The following is a 1,220-nucleotide window of genomic DNA, read 5'->3' as shown; positions in this document are numbered from 1 at the left end:
TACGTCCGGCCTGATCGTCGCATTTACCTTATTTGCAAGCCGTGTGCCTTCCCTCCGCGGTCAGGACAGGCGATTGCGTCTCGACCCGCAACTGGGGGTTGAGGCTATGGATCCGTCTCAAAACGACGAGCGGGGCGCCGCATCGAGACGCAGTTTGGGTCACCGTGCGTTCGCCCGCTTCGGCACGCCTGCGATCCTGACGACCGTGCTGCTCGTGGTGGTGGCCTGGGTAGGCTTCCTAGGTTGGGTTCTCGTTGGATTGGTCGGCCGGCTCATCGGATAGAGGATGATCCTCAAACGCGTCGTCCGGCATCACCGGCGCCGTGAAGCACGGTGCCAGAACGCCAGGAACCCGGTGACGTAGGCGGCGGACACCGTGGCGGCCCAAGACATCTCCAGAGCGTCTCCTTTTCGTCGCGCGGTTCAGCCATGAGACTCTGACGGTCCCCGCGTATCTGGGTTGATCCTTGGCAGCCACCTTACCGGTGATGGCGTTAACCATACGTCATCCGGGTCGAGCCAGGCGGGTGCGTTCCCCGCGCGAGGCCGACCGTTGGCAGTCCCTCGACAGCGCGGATGAGGGCGTTCGGAGGCGACTGCACGGAGCGGCTATCCAAGGCCATCGTGTCCCGCGTTGACACGCCGACGCGGTCGGGCGCCCTTTCATCTGCGGCAACACGGAATCGAAATACCCGCCAATCGGCTGTGCCAAGCGTGCTGGTTCGCAACCTGACGCCGCGCGTCGCCACATTGGTTTGCGGCCTGAGGATCGCCTCCGATTCCGGTTGCAACGGTTTCGGCCGCTCAACCGTTTGTGCCCATGTTGCTGTGCGAAAACGACCGCACCGCACAGAGCGGGCCAATTGAGCGCGCTGATTGATGGTATCTGGACCTATCGCGATGCGGCGCAATGCCGGGAGCGTACGGGTGTGCTTGCTCTGATTGCAAGTCGGGTAAACAAAACGGATCAGTAGAAAATACCGGGCGGACTTCCGCATCGGTGCTCCGTTACATCGGCAAGAAGCCTAACCGACATCAGTCGCCCCACCGAAATCTTCTCTCATCTGTGAAATTGGCCTAAGAATTGGGTTGCCGGGCCGGCGTTAACAGATTATGAGCATTGCAATAACCAATCATTAATGTTCGCCATTGGGCTCGCCAAAGGAGCTGAGACCATGCTGACTCGTGCTGAGCCCGCCGCCTCCGCAGACTTTGCTGCA

The 1,220-nt window shown here is 61.1% G+C and carries 1 protein-coding gene; it reads left to right on the top strand.

Annotated features, from left to right (window positions below):
• Positions 1–283 (top strand): hypothetical protein (locus OXS27_RS32240; protein ID WP_267361732.1); only part of this gene is annotated, 283 nt, incomplete at its 5' end.
• Between the last annotated feature and the right edge of the window lie 937 nt (positions 284–1,220).

It is taken from the genome of Methylobacterium sp. GC_Met_3 (assembly GCF_026540775.1).
GTDB lineage: Bacteria > Pseudomonadota > Alphaproteobacteria > Rhizobiales > Beijerinckiaceae > Methylobacterium.
This window is presented reverse-complemented; position numbering and strand designations above follow the sequence as displayed.